Source organism: Thermosphaera sp. (genome assembly GCF_059755995.1).
The window spans coordinates 1-13,433 of the sequence record NZ_DBOUKL010000058.1; the positions used below are offsets into that span (position 1 = coordinate 1).

Sequence of the window (13,433 nt, forward strand, 5' to 3'; positions counted from 1 at the left end):
GTTCAAACTGGGTATGGAGTATTTCAAGGGGGGCGGGGGCTCACCCTCGTATGCGAGATCCATTAGCGTGTCGATGACCAATGCCTTCCCCTTACTATCCACCAGTTTAGAGTGATATATTGTCGACAAGCTTTCAATTATCATTTCAATAACGTGTGATTCCCCTTTCTCCGAGTGTATATGAGGGTTCCTGGTTTCCACCTGATATATTTCAATATTCCCCGGCAACGCTGGGCACATTCCATCCTCGACTCCGATGTAGCATGCTTCCAGGAGGCTTACAAGCTCCTGTGTCTCAACAGCGTAACCACCTGCGAAACTTATTTCCTTGGCGAGCTTAACGCTCATGGCGTGTTCACCGCTGTTGCTTGTTTTAACAATGTCTGTTTCAGCCCTCCTCCTCAGCGAGAGGATCTTGTTTAAAACATTGTTCACGATTGTTGAGGCCCTCCCCATCCTTCTAAAGTAGAGGTCTGTGGAGCTCCACGCCTTATACCCCCATGAGAGCCTCACCATCCTGTAATCCGACTCGCTCATGTTTAGAATAGTATAATATTTCAGGGTGTACTCGAGAACCGCGCCAGGGATATAATTATCCGCGTCTATGAACCCGATGTTCTCAGCGTTCAACCCGTCTGCAAGTAGTACGCTAATCAGTAATCCTTCACCCTTCCCATACCTGACCAATCCATCCTCATCCAAGATGCCCGGTATATGCGGCCCCAGCTCCTCAGCGATAACGGGGTCTCTCTGGTGCACTATTATCGTGGGCCTCCCAGTTACTTTGTAGAGGGTTTTAGCAATGTCCGTCTCAACACTGTACATGTTTAGAGGAGCCTGGGTTGATGCCGATACCAGTATTATAGGAGAGTAAACGGGGATGGCTTTTAAAACCCCCTCTAAAACCATAGGGTCCTCGTTTCTAGAGGGGACTACTATTACGGTTTTCTCAGCGGTTTTTTCAAGCTCATTGAAATTCGGGATGTTGTACAGCCCCGGCTTCCACTCTGCTTTTATAGCGAATAAAGAGTAAACCTTGGACAGCTCGTAGATCTTAACAGCTCCGTATGTTTCAAACCTTGATGGATAGCTAATGTACATTTTCAAACCAGCCTACAAGCACGTCTAAATTCTAAATCCTAATATCCGATTTATATCTTGCCTTCAACCATATTATTATTGACTGAAACGTGTTTTCAACTAGGGGTTGCTATAATGGAGGTCTCCCCGGATTTCATCGTGGATGTTTCGATCGCGATAGGTATTGCTATTATGCTGAGCATTGTAGGCTTCCTGCTCGGGAAGGGTGTTAAGCTACTTGTTGTGAAAGCATCGGAGAAGCTTGGTTTTGACGAGTGGCTTAGAAGGTTTAGCTTTGGGAGAGCGATTAAACGCACGGGATTGTCGGCTGGGGAGTTCTTCGGCATGGTTACAGCGTGGATTCTGTACATAGTGTTTATCTTGTTAGGGATCCATTATGGTTCAAGATACCTAGGGCTTGCTGAAATAGCAAGCATGACACAATACTTGCTGAACATTTATGTCGTTGGGCTTGTTAAGGCGTTGATAATAATTATCACGGGCTTCATACTGACAGATGTTTTCGTAAGCTACGTCTACAAGAGCTCCGAGCTTAGAACCGAGATGCAGCTCCTGGCGCCTGTGGCGGAGTATCTTAGACTACTATTCTACATAGTCATCGTTATCTTCGCAATAGAGCAGGCGGGGATAAGTGTTGAAGCCTTAACCAACATGCTAACCCCTATTATCTGGGGGTTAACAGTGGCAATGCTCCTCATAATAGTGTTCAACATAATCCAATTAACCAGGGGGAAGCCGCGGCTCGAGGAGTAAACCTAAACCAGTTATTTTTCCGGGACTTAAAGATGTGGCGTGACCACCGTGCCTGTTTGCAAACTTTACAATCATCTTTGATCTCACATAGTCTTTCACCTAAACTATTGTTAATTGTTTAATCAACAATGCTTTCACATTTTTTAGATGACCGAGGATAATGTTTAAATGGTGTTTACATTGCCCTACGGGTTTAATGGTAAATGGCTCCGGGTAAACTTATCCACTGGGAGTCTAAGGATTGAGGAGGTTCCCGAGGAGCTGTACAGAGAGTATCTGGGTGGAAGAGGGATTGCCGCATATGTTCTCTTCAAGGAGCTTAAACCTGGAACCGACCCTTTAAGCCCGGGGAACAAGCTGGTTTTCGCTACAAGCGTGATCACGGGGACCCCTGTTCCAGGTGTCAACAGGATTGTTGTTGCCGCGAAATCCCCTCTGACAGGGACTTACGGCGAGTCAGAGGCTGGCGGCTTCTTTGCACCGGAGCTTAAGAACTCGGGTTTCGACGTGGTTATCGTGGAGGGGGCGTCCGAGAAACCCGTCTACCTTTGGATTAAAGACGGGCGTGCGGAACTCAGGGATGCTACCCGTTTATGGGGGTTGACGACGAAGGAAACAGTTGAGGAGATTAAAAAGGAGCTTGGAGAGCCCTTGGCTAGGATTGGATGCATCGGGCCTGCAGGCGAGAAGCTGGTGAGGTTTGCCAATATCATGTTTGAAAACAGGTATGCAGCGGGACGGGGAGGACTTGGAGCCGTTATGGGTTCTAAAAACCTTAAGGCTATTGCAGTGAGAGCAACCGGGAAAACAGTGAAGTTCTATGATGAGAAGAAGCTCGTGGAGATTGTTAAGTGGTTTAACGATAACTGGAGGAAGCAGCCAGGCGCTGTCTCGAGGAGCGAGTACGGTACGGCAGAGCTGATCACTCCTTTTGACAAGGATGGAATACTTCCCACTTTAAACTTCAGGGGAGGGTCGTTTAAGGAGGCGTTCAAAGTAAGCGGCGAGGTTTTGAACAAGACAATACTGGTATCTAAATCCGGGTGCTTCGCATGCCCAATCCGCTGTAAGAGAGATGTTAAAACTAGTGAGCCGTATGAGACGGATCCCTCTTACGGCGGTCCCGAGTATGAAACCATCGTATCGTTCGGACCCTTGTGCGGTGTCAGCGATCTCAACGTTATTGCGAAGGCAAACCAGATCTGCAACGCATACGGCGTTGACACTATCAGCGCGGGTGTAGCCGTAGCCTTCGCCATGGAGCTTTTCGATAAGGGTGTGCTAACCCCGGAGGACACCGGGGGGTTAGAGGTAAGGTTTGGCGATGGAAATGGAGCGCTGAGACTGCTGGAAATGATTGTCAAGCGTGAAGGCCTCGGGGATGTGCTGGCTGAAGGGGTGAGGAGGGCTGCTGAGAAGATTGGGCGAGGAGCTGAGAAGTACGCGATGCATGTTAAATCCAGGGAGATACCTATGCATGAACCCCGGGGTAAAGTAGGCGTCGGCTTGCAGTACGCTCTCTCACCTATAGGGGCTGATCACATGCAAGCCCCGCATGACGCAACCTATGAGAGAATCACTCAATACCTTACCGCGCTCGGGTTAACTAGACCCGTTAACAGGCTGATGCTTGATCACGAGAAGGTGAAAGCCGTCTACTATGGGATGTTATGGTGGGGTCTTGAGGACTGCATGGGGGTGTGCAAGTTTGTCTTCACGCCTCACTCAGCCGGGGTTTTAACACCCAATCACATGGTCGAGATAGTTAACGCTGCCACGGGCTGGGGGATGAGCCTCTGGAGCTTGATGAAGGCGAGCGAGAGAGCTTTCAACCTTGCAAGAGCCTTCAATGTTCGAGAAGGTTTTAAGCGCGAAGAAGACGTGTTGCCGCCAAGGTTTTTCGAGGAGTTAGAGTTCGGCTCTAGGAAGGGACAGAGGATTAAGAAGGAGGAGTTTGACAAGGCTGTTAAACTATTCTACGAGATAGCCGGCTGGGATGAGGAGGGGAGGCCGACGCCAGGAAAGCTTTACGAGCTGGGATTAGACTATGTTGTTGCAGAACTGTATAAGGGTTAAAGTGAAATACTTAGCCCCTCTTTTCCAATCACTAACCGGGTTGGAAAGCGAGGAATTAATGCTGGAAAAAGGAACCAAGCTGAGGGATTTACTAAAGGAGCTGGCTCGTGCACACGGTGAAGAACTCGGTAAATGGTTTTTCAGCGAGGATGGAAGACTGAACCAGGGAACCCTCATCATAGTTAATGGTTCAATAGTTCACGATTTTGACAAGGATTTGAGCGACAAGGATGAGGTTGTGTTGACAATACCCTTTGACGGAGGATGATGCTGGTTTTAAGTGTAAAAAACATTGTTCTCCTACCACCATCTCTCCACCACGACCTTCCTATCAGTGAAGAAATCGACAACATCGATTTGCGGATGATGGCTTCCTAATCCTGCTAATCGTCTACCTCCGAAAGGAAACCAGCCCACCGGGGCTGCTATACCAATGTTTACTCCTACATTCCCCACGTAGACGTTGTGCACGAATTCCCTAGCCCACTTACCGTTTCTCGTGAATATTACTGCAGTATGATGATATTTGTTCTTATTCACGTACTCAACAGCCTCTTCAAGGGTCTCCGCCCTCATCAAATTAGCCACGGGGCCGAAGATCTCTTCGCGGGCAACCTTCATATTAGGGTTCACATCCTCGAGGACTGTGGGTCCGAGATAGAACCCTTTCGGGAATTCAGGGTTCACGTAATTTCTCCCATCAAGGACTGCCTTGGCGCCCTCGCCGAGACCGGTCTCGATCATCCTGATCACGTTTTCCCTGTACTTCACACTTGCCATCGGACCCATTTCAGATTCTTCGTCGAGACCGTGGCCTATTCTAATCTTCTTAGCTGAGTCTACAAACGCGTTCCTAAATTCCTCGTAAAAGTCTGAACCCCCTACTACTACAATGTTCTGTATCCCCAGGCATCTCTGCCCCGTGTTGCCGAATTTAGCGTCTCGCAGCGCGTTTATGGTTTTATCCATGTCGGCATCAGGCATGACGACCGCGTAGTTTGAAGCGCCTCCGCCTGCTAGAAATCTTTTTCCATGCTTAGCTGAGAGCTCATAGAGTCTCAGAGCTGCGTCGCTCGTGCCCACGAAGGCTGTTCCCTCTATTAACGGATGGGTTACCAAGTACTCTCCGTTCCTGTGATCAGTATACACCAGGTTTACAACCCCTGGGGGTAACATGTTGGTGAGAAGCTCAAGCGTGACAGCTATTGGCAGTGGGGTTGTGCTACTTGCTTTAACAACCAGAGTGTCGCCTAGGACGAGGGCGTAGGGTATGAACCAGAAAGGTATCATTATTGGAAAGTTGTAAGGGCTTACAACAGTGAAAACACCTAACGGCTCCTTAATTAGAGTTTCATCAATTCCCTTAGCTATCTCGTGCTGGTATTCTCCTTTCGCTAGTGAGTAGGCTACTGAGATAGCGGCCTCCACGTTTTCTATCGCCCTTTTCACATCGCCACGAGACTCCCGTAGGAGTTTTCCATGATTCTGCGTGTTCACCCGGGCCAGCAACTCCTTGTTCTCCTCGAGAATGTGTTTAATTTTGAATAAATACTGGGCTCGCTCAGGCATCGGCAAGGTGCTCCAGGACTTGAAGGCTTCGTACGCTGACTCGACAGCCTCGTCCACTTCCTCCTTGGTCACTAATGGTACTTTCCCTATAGCTTTCCCTAAACCTGGATCATAAAAGTCTAGGTAAGTGTTGGTGCCAGATTCGATCCATTTACCGTTTACGTAGATTTTCAGCACTCCATACTCGGATTTCGGCGGCTGTAGCATTGACCCCACAGGCTTCACACCTTTAAAACCTCTTTCAGCGACTCCTCCAGCAAGTCAAGGCCTTTCTCCAATATCTCCTTCTCAATGGTTAACGGGGGATGTAGCCTGATAACGTTGTGGTATAGGCCAGCTTTCAGTAGCAGTAAGCCCTTGTCTCTCGCTTTATCGATCACTTTCGAGGTCTCACTGGATGCGGGTTCTTTTGTTTTACGATCCTTTACCAGCTCTATTGCCTGCATGACGCCGAGCCCTCTAACATCACCCACTATCTCATACTTCTCGTAGAGTTCATTCAGCCTTTTCCTAACCATCTCACCCAGTTCCACAGCTCTTTCCGGTAACCTATCCCTCTGCATTACCTCGATGACTTTCAAAGCCGCCGCGCATGAGACGGGGTTGCCTCCGTAGGTGCCTCCGAAGCTTCCGGGGTGGGTTTTCTCCATCAACTCCTTCCTTCCTACGACTGCGGATAGGGGAAGCCCATTAGCGATCGCCTTAGCCGTAGTCATTATGTCCGGCTCAACCCCGAAGTTTTCTATGGCCCAGAGCTTCCCGGTTCTACCCCAGCCTGCCTGTACTTCGTCATCTATGAGGAGCACATTGTTTTCCTCAAGGAATTTTTTAAGCTCTCTTACATAATCCAACGGGGCTACCACGTATCCTCCTTCTCCTTGCACGACTTCAATGAGGAATCCAGCCGTTCTCTCAAGGGGGACTCTTGTATTGATAAACCATTTCTTAACGTAATCTAAGCAGGCTAATCCGCAACCAGGGTATTCCTGTTTAAACGGGCATCTATAGCAGTAAGGGTATGGTATTAGCTCAACCCCTGGTGGTAGGGGGTCGAACCCTACCTTGTAGGGTTTCCATTTACCCGTTGCAGATAGCGCGAACCCGTACGCGCCCCTCCCGTGGAAACTATTCTCATATGAAACGATATAGTATCTACCCGTGACCTGTCTCGCTATCTTGATAGCGTTGTCGACGGCTTCAGACCCGCTGTTTTGAAACAGTACTTGTTTCTCGGAAACGCCCGGAGCTATTTTAGCCAGCTTCTCCGCTAACTCAGCGCACGAGGGATAGTTAGTGACCATGAAGCAGGTGTGCCATAGCTTCTCTAACTGTTCCGTGACGGTTTTTACCAACTCAGGGTTAGCATGCCCTAAGCTGGTAACCCCTATTCCACTGGTGAAATCCACGTATTCCTTCCCGTTAATATCGTAGAGAAGAGCGTTCCGGCCTTTCACAATCGTGATAGGATGGGCTAGTGAAACACCTTTCATAATGTATTTTTCACGCTTTTCTAAGTAAGGATCTAATTTCACCAAGTATCCACCGGTTAATGTTCTTTATTAGACAGAAATAAACTGTTTCAACTTGAATTTTAGAAAAAGTTTAAAATTATTCGCTATTAAATTAGTAATGTGTTCAAAATGAGGAGAAGGAAAGAGCTTGATGAAATAGATCTGGCTATTTTGAAACACCTACAGGAAAACCCTAAGCTTCGCGTTAGAGAGTTGGCGAAGGTTTTGAAAATACCTAAGTCTACCATATACCACAGGCTGAGACAGTTAGAGATGAGCAGGATAATTAAAAAGTACGGGGTTATCCTGGACAGCGATAAACTAGGATACGAGTATTTTATAGTCATGCATGTTAGGGCTAAGTATGGTCCGAAGTATCATGAAGAAGTAGGCAGGTTCCTGGCTAAAAACCCATATGTTCAATCAGTGTACTATGTGCTGGGGGACGTGGATTTCATAGTAATTGCAAAGTTCCCGTCGAAACCTAAGTACATGGAGTTTTTAGAGGAACTGATAAACTCCCCCATGATCGAGAGATCGTCAACCATGGTAGTGGCGAAAGTGGTTAAAGAGGAAACTTATTTGCACATAGAGATACCGGAGCAGCCAACTACTCAAAACACCCTCCGGGAAGCAGGTTAGAGCTAGCTTACTGTAGCCGTGCTTCACGTATTTTTGGTTTTCTACTGCTTGGTGAATTTGGGCTTTAGCTTAACAGGTTCTTCAGGGAATTGGAGAAAAGGTTTGAAAAAATACCTATATAGATTCTTCTATCGCGATCGCTTCCGTTGCCCTACCTTTCATCTCCGCTGCCACGATGTTTGCTACCTCCAGTGTTTTCTGAATATCATCTCTCGTGTGCATTATTGAAATCGTCCACTGCTCGTCGTAAGCCATTGCCTGAGGTATTATCCCCCTTATCACCATGCCGAGAGTCCAAACGTACCAAGGTCCCCACTTGACTTTCAACACGAAGTCTCTCCAAGTATTGATTTCCTCCCTTGAGAAGTAGATGGTGCCCTTGTTGGCTACTTGGACAACATGGGCTTCAAACCCCTTGTCCTCTATAATATCCCTGTAGCCTTTCGCCAGCTCCTCACTTAGCTTGTGCGTGTACGCTAGATTTGACTCCGTGAGCAGTTCTGTCAGCGTTACGTATGCGGCGTAAACTGATAATGGATTAGCGTTGAACGTACCTCCATGGGGGACTTTGCGAGGCCCAACCAGCTCGAGCAGTTCCTTGCTAGCTAGTACAGCAGCAAAGGGGAAGCCGCCGCCTATTGCTTTCGCCGCTACCATTATATCTGGTTTAACCCCGAAATACTCCTGGGCACCCCTATACCACATACCTGATGTTTTAACCTCGTCAAATATCAGTAAGCTGTTGTATTCGTTAGCGATTTTCCTGAGGAAGACCATGAAGTCTTTCTTAGCGGGGACAACCCCCATGTTCATGGCAACAGGTTCCATGATGATCGCGGCAATATCGTTTCCATGTACTTTCATTATCTCTTCAATCGCTTCAGCATCATTCCAGGGCGCAACCACCACGTTTTCAGCCAACTCTTTCGGAACTACATGGTAGGGAAAGCCTGTTGGGACCGACCTGGGCTTCTTAGGGTGTCCAGCATGCTTTAAATCGGGTTTAACCCCTACCATTAACAGCTCGTGTGAGCCGTGATAGTGTCCTTCGAACTTGAGTATCTTGCTTCTCCCAGTTGCTACTCGGGCAAGCCTTATGGCTAGAAGGGTTCCCTCAGAACCTGTGTTGGAAAATCTAACCATGTCGAACCCGTACCTGCGGGTCACAACCTCGCTTAACTTACAGCTTAACTCTGTCTCATAACCATATATTGTCCCCTCATCCATTTTCTGCTTCACTTTCTCGAGAAGCACGGGATTTGCGTGGCCCACTACGAGAGCGCCGAAAGCCATGGTGTAGTCTATGTACTCATTGCCGTCGACATCCCAGACTCTTGAACCCTTGGCTTTCTGCAGCATCAAGGGGTGGGGCTCGAACACTCTCCAATTACTATGAACTCCGTACGGGGTTAGCTTCCGTAGTTTCAACCATATTTCTCTCGACTTAGGAGTTTTCTCAGAGAATTTGCTGACATATTCCTCGGTAAGGGTTTTTTCAGACAAATGTTCCACCAATATATGTTTTCAATGGTCAGAAAATAAACTAATTCATAATCTTATTGGAAATATTCCAATTTCCCCTCGCTATTTTGCCAAGGTTTTAAGAAAGCTAGGTGCAATGGTTGAGAAAAAAGAAGAGGTTATTGCTTATTCAACCTGTAATAGCTCTCTACGAACTGTTTCGACGGTGGAGGCGTTAGCAAGGAGACTGTGATTAGCGTGGCTACGGCGATTAGAGAAGGCAACGTCCCCTCCCAGAGACCGAACGGGTTGTGCGGTGCTTCAGGCCAGATAACGTAGGTGAATAAGAGGAGCGAAGCGAAACCTGCCAGGTAGCAGGCGAAACCTCCGTACTTGTTCGCTCTCGGCCAGAGCAGCATTATCATGGTAGGCCATGCTATCACGGCGTATGCTGGCCAGGCCAACTCGTATCCGATAATAACCATTGGCGCTTCAGGGTTTAATGCTGGCAGGATGCTTATTAAGGCAACGGCAATCACCACGAGGTTGGTAACCATCTTCCTCGAGCGCTCGGATATTTTCAACCCTAAGGCTTTCTCTATTATGTCAACATCCACTATTGAGGATGCTAGAAGTAGCATTGTATCGATCGTCGACCTTGTTATAGCGATGAGCCCAATTATTATCAATATGAGTATCGGCCCATACCCGAAAAGCTGAATGAAGAGTAGTGGCACATAGCCTTCCACAACTTCGACCTCAGGCAGGCTTGAACCGAACAATGCTAGAATACCCAGTCCCAGCAACAAGGGGGATACAAAAGCTCCAAGGAAGAAACCGGCATTGGAGCCCAAGCCCCCGACCAACACTGCCTTGCTATCTTTTGAAGCATAGAAAGCTGTCACCAAGTGAGGTATAAACAGCCACGACAATCCGTAAACAAGCAGCATTGTTAAAAAGTATTGGGTTGGCTGGGTTTTCTGAAAGACTTGTGGAGCGATTTCCGAGGTGTATGCACTCCAGGCTAGGTTGCTGAAGCCTCCCCAGTAGGTTAGTGTAGCGTAGATCATTGCTATGAAGGCCACTATGAACGCGACCCCTGAGATGATGTTAGCGTATGCTGCAGCCCTGAAGCCTCCCATTAACAAGTAAATGATCATGAAGATCACGTAGATTGCCAGGAATGCTTGATAAGGGATCTCACCTCCTGTTGAGGCGGACAGGACTCCAGCCGCGGGGATGTAGATCATGCCTATATAGATAATAGTGGCATAGAATATCATTAACGATATGAGTATTCTGAGCGGTTTCTCGAACCCACCTACCCTGTGCACTATAAGGTCTGTCGGGGTCACGTAATTGTGCAGTTTAGCCGCCCTGTATATCCTCAGCGATACAAGCGGGAAGAGCGCTACAAAGCTTAGATAGAAGATCATCTCCATAACCCACCATTCAAAACCCTCGCTCACTATGACCGCGGGCATTCCAACGAACTCCCATGCCTCCATGTAAGTCGCCATATAGTGAAATACTATTGTCAGCGCTGACAATGTCCCTCCGGCCACGTAGAATTCGCGGAGCCCTGTTTTAAGCCTCCTAGAGGCTACGTATCCCGCAATCAACATGGTAATGTAGAAGCCTATTAACGTGGAGAGTACAATCCACGACCACTGGGATAGGTTCATGACTTCACGCCTCCCTCAGGCTTCTTAAACGCTTTCTGAGTACACTGTAGTAGACTGTGAAAACCAGGAAGTTCACTACGAGCCAGGTCGAGGCAATCATTAACGCTCCTACCACCGGCTTCGGCAGGTCGAGTATACTACTACTTGGTTCCCACACAAGGAGGTTTTCAGACACATACCAGACTAAGCCCGTTACGAAGACCAGGTAGACTATCCACAGATACTCCCACTTCATAGGAGTTGGAGGTATTACATCGACATCGTTAGGAATGTTTCTATCTTCCTGCACACTCATATATCAACCCAGTCTTGACATTTCTATTGAGCAATATTTAGTTGAAACATGGTGATTTTTGGACATTGAACAATCATTATTCAATTATAGTTAAAACATCTCCATGGAGTACTTGTTACCTTGTTAAATATTGCTTAATCCTCTAACTAATATTGTGGTGGGTTCGTCTTGATTTATCCTGCTCAGACCCTACTCCGTGTCGACATGTCTTCAGGCAAGATTGAGGAAGAGGAATTACCTGACAGCATAGTGGAGAAGTTTATCGGTGGTAAGGGATTAGCTACTTACTACCTGTATAAGGAGGTGAAGCCGGGGATTAACTCGTTGTCCCCGGAGAACAAACTATTCATCTTTTCAGGGCCGCTAGCATTCATCTATCCGACGTTCACTAGAACGGTCGTTGCCTCTAAGTCGCCGCTCACGGGACTTTACTGCGACAGTAACGCGGGAGGCTCCTTCGCAATAGAGTTGAGGAGGGCTGGCTACATAGGGATAGCTGTCGAGGGGAAGAGTGATGGTATGAAGTGCTTGGAGATTACGAGGGAGGGAGGCAGGCTAATGGATTGTGAGCATCTCAGAGGGAAGACGACTTACGAGGTTGGAGAGTACTTCAGGGATTACTCAGTGTTAACGATTGGTCCAGCTGGCGAGAACTTGGTAAGGTTTGCTAACATACAGATAGACTTAAGGGAAAGCCCGAAGACCCGTCCCGGAGTTGCTGGCCGCGGAGGCCTGGGAGCGGTAATGGGCTCTAAGAATTTGAAGGCGGTGGTAGTGAAAGGGTGGCTTAGAGCTGACGACCTTGCCGGAGGCGTTGACAAGGAGTTGCAGAAGGAGCTGACCAACAAGTACTTGAAGATGCTTATGGAGGACGTCGCCCCAGGAATAGGTGTGGGCGGAAACCTCCCTGTTCTAAGAGTAACGGCAGAGTCGAAAATCCTGCCTGTTAAAAACTTCCAGCTAGGATCTCATGAGAAATGGCCGGAGCTAGCTGATGATGCATGGGGGAGGATCACTGTTAAGAGAATAGCCTGCCCAACATGCCCCCTTAAATGTGGAACAACCGTGGTGGAAAACAGCTCCACCACCGAGAGAATAGAATATGAGACCGTTGCCATGAACGGTTCCAACTTACTAATATTCGACAGGAAGGCTTTAATCAAGATCAACACGGTTCTCAACGCGTTGGGCATGGACTCGATAACCATGGGGAACATTGCGGCGGTTTTAATGGAGTTGAGTGAAAAAGGCGGCTTGCGCGAATACAAGTTGCAATGGGGGGATGTGGAAGGCTATGTTAAACTAGTCTACGATGTAGCGTACAGGAGAGGGATAGGCGAGATTCTCGCTGAGGGTTTGGCGAGTGCTTCTAAAACCCTGAAGGCTGAAGAATACGCTCTGCACGTTAAGGGGCTTGAAATCCCGGCTTACGATCCAAGGGGTGTTGTAGGGATGGCGCTAGCGTACGCAACTGCTGATAGGGGAGGAGACCATTTGAGAGCCTGGACGGTGGCTGCTGAAGTCTCATCAAAGCTTACCATGGAGGAACTAGTTAACCTGACAAAGTATCTCCAAGATAGGAACGCTGCATTATGGACTCTGGTTGCATGTGACAACATACCCGGTAACTCTGTTAAGCCGCCTGATGAAATGATCAGAACCTATATTAAAATGTTAAACACGATAGGATTCAACTATGATATGGAAGAGTTCCTGAAAACAGGTGAGAGAATATACAATCTTTCAAGACTATTCAATGTCAGAGAGGGTGTCAGCAGGAAGGATGACTCGCTACCTCCGAGATTCCACCAGCGCAGGGAAGATACTGGTTGGGTGGTGACAAGGGAGGATTTCGAGAAAATGCTGGACGCATACTATGTTAGAAGGGGATGGGATTCCAACGGGGTCCCGTTAAAGGAGACGCTGGATAAGCTTGGTTTAACCTCTATTGTTTAATTTTTCACACCCTAATAGATCGGGCTCGGGCTGGTTTAATGACAATCATAGTACGTCTCTACGGTGCTCTTAAAGATGTTGCAGGAAGAGAGGTATTAGCGCTCGAGCCTAAAAACCATTCCTTGATTCTTATTGACTTAATCAAGGAGATTTTGAGAATACATCCACCCCTCAACGAGTTCATCACTATCCGTGATGAAAGAATAGAAGTTAAGGGCTTAACCATACTCGTAAATGGAAGGCATGTAATGTTCCTAGGCGGGGACACTGCAGTGGTGAATGATGGTGATGTTGTAGATATTCTGCCCCCTCTACACGGAGGGTGATAGCGTCTCCAGGAATAATGCTTGGCACTTTTCAATTATCCAAATGCATAGTTATAGT

Annotated in this window: 12 protein-coding genes; 6 read left to right on the plus strand and 6 right to left on the minus strand. The window is 47.7% G+C overall.

Going from position 1 to position 13,433, the window contains the following annotated elements; all coding sequences use genetic code 11:
• Positions 1-1,101 (minus strand): mannosyl-3-phosphoglycerate synthase (gene mpgS, locus AC3OH0_RS05690; protein WP_498345088.1); only part of this gene is annotated, 1,101 nt, incomplete at its 3' end.
• A 114-nt stretch (positions 1,102-1,215) separates the two neighbouring features.
• Between mpgS and AC3OH0_RS05695 the strand changes: the two genes are divergently transcribed.
• The 3 genes from AC3OH0_RS05695 (at position 1,216) to AC3OH0_RS05705 (ending at position 4,198) form a co-directional block, all read left to right on the plus strand.
• On the plus strand, positions 1,216-1,854 hold the full coding sequence (locus AC3OH0_RS05695) for a hypothetical protein (protein ID WP_498345089.1): 639 nt from the start codon (positions 1,216-1,218) through the stop codon (positions 1,852-1,854).
• Between the two features lie 180 nt (positions 1,855-2,034).
• Positions 2,035-3,930: an aldehyde ferredoxin oxidoreductase family protein gene (locus tag AC3OH0_RS05700; protein ID WP_498345090.1), complete on the plus strand. Its 1,896-nt coding sequence runs from the start codon at positions 2,035-2,037 to the stop codon at positions 3,928-3,930.
• A complete protein-coding gene (locus AC3OH0_RS05705; protein WP_498345091.1) occupies positions 3,908-4,198 on the plus strand; it encodes a MoaD/ThiS family protein in 291 nt (96 codons plus the stop codon). Before AC3OH0_RS05700 ends, AC3OH0_RS05705 begins: the two co-directional genes overlap by 23 nt.
• Before the next feature lie 32 nt (positions 4,199-4,230).
• Here AC3OH0_RS05705 and AC3OH0_RS05710 read toward each other — a convergent pair whose 3' ends face one another.
• Complete coding sequence (locus AC3OH0_RS05710) at positions 4,231-5,706, minus strand: aldehyde dehydrogenase family protein (RefSeq protein ID WP_498345104.1); 1,476 nt, start codon at positions 5,704-5,706, stop codon at positions 4,231-4,233.
• Between the two features lie 14 nt (positions 5,707-5,720).
• Positions 5,721-7,031, minus strand: a complete 1,311-nt coding sequence (locus AC3OH0_RS05715) for an aspartate aminotransferase family protein (RefSeq protein ID WP_227410864.1) — start codon at positions 7,029-7,031, stop codon at positions 5,721-5,723.
• Between the two features lie 108 nt (positions 7,032-7,139).
• Here AC3OH0_RS05715 and AC3OH0_RS05720 point away from each other — a divergent pair, with 108 nt between their 5' ends.
• Complete coding sequence (locus AC3OH0_RS05720; protein ID WP_193436139.1) at positions 7,140-7,652, plus strand: Lrp/AsnC family transcriptional regulator; 513 nt, start codon at positions 7,140-7,142, stop codon at positions 7,650-7,652.
• A 114-nt stretch (positions 7,653-7,766) separates the two neighbouring features.
• On the opposite strand, the gene AC3OH0_RS05725 is transcribed toward AC3OH0_RS05720, so the two are convergent.
• The 3 genes from AC3OH0_RS05725 to AC3OH0_RS05735 all read right to left on the minus strand — a co-directional run bounded on the left by AC3OH0_RS05725 (position 7,767) and on the right by AC3OH0_RS05735 (position 11,093).
• Complete coding sequence (locus AC3OH0_RS05725) at positions 7,767-9,155, minus strand: aspartate aminotransferase family protein (RefSeq protein WP_193436138.1); 1,389 nt, start codon at positions 9,153-9,155, stop codon at positions 7,767-7,769.
• 137 nt (positions 9,156-9,292) lie between these two features.
• Positions 9,293-10,798, minus strand: a complete 1,506-nt coding sequence (locus AC3OH0_RS05730) for a sodium:solute symporter family protein (RefSeq protein WP_193436137.1) — start codon at positions 10,796-10,798, stop codon at positions 9,293-9,295.
• 4 nt (positions 10,799-10,802) lie between these two features.
• A complete protein-coding gene (locus tag AC3OH0_RS05735; RefSeq protein ID WP_193436136.1) occupies positions 10,803-11,093 on the minus strand; it encodes a hypothetical protein in 291 nt (96 codons plus the stop codon).
• 168 nt (positions 11,094-11,261) lie between these two features.
• Between AC3OH0_RS05735 and AC3OH0_RS05740 the strand changes: the two genes are divergently transcribed.
• A complete protein-coding gene (locus tag AC3OH0_RS05740) occupies positions 11,262-13,049 on the plus strand; it encodes an aldehyde ferredoxin oxidoreductase family protein (protein WP_193436135.1) in 1,788 nt (595 codons plus the stop codon).
• Between the two features lie 38 nt (positions 13,050-13,087).
• Entirely contained in the window at positions 13,088-13,375 is a 288-nt protein-coding gene (locus tag AC3OH0_RS05745) for a MoaD/ThiS family protein (protein ID WP_193436134.1), read from the plus strand.
• The last annotated feature ends 58 nt before the right edge of the window (positions 13,376-13,433 follow it).